Raw genomic sequence first — 220 nt, 5'->3', positions numbered from 1 at the left:
TGGGTCTGAGTGGACTTGAACCACCGACCTCCCGCTTATCAGGCGAGCGCTCTAACCAGCTGAGCTACAGACCCAACATTACTCTTAACTGTTATAAACCGTATCAATCTGTGTGGACACTCGTCTCGATAATCATCGTATAAGGAGGTGATCCAGCCCCAGGTTCCCCTAGGGCTACCTTGTTACGACTTCACCCCAGTCATGAACCACAAAGTGGTAA

At 50.0% G+C, this 220-nt stretch carries 1 tRNA gene and 1 rRNA gene; both read right to left on the bottom strand.

The annotated features are described in order from the left end of the window. Positions 1-74: transfer RNA gene (locus HC752_RS25560), tRNA-Ile, on the bottom strand. Positions 75-140: 66 nt separating this feature from the next. Further along, positions 141-220 (bottom strand): 16S ribosomal RNA (locus tag HC752_RS25555); the annotation flags it as partial.

This window comes from Vibrio sp. S9_S30 (genome assembly GCF_014694455.1).
Lineage (GTDB): Bacteria > Pseudomonadota > Gammaproteobacteria > Enterobacterales > Vibrionaceae > Vibrio.
The sequence above is the reverse complement of the archived record's forward strand: the minus strand, read 5'-3'. Positions and strand labels throughout refer to the sequence as shown.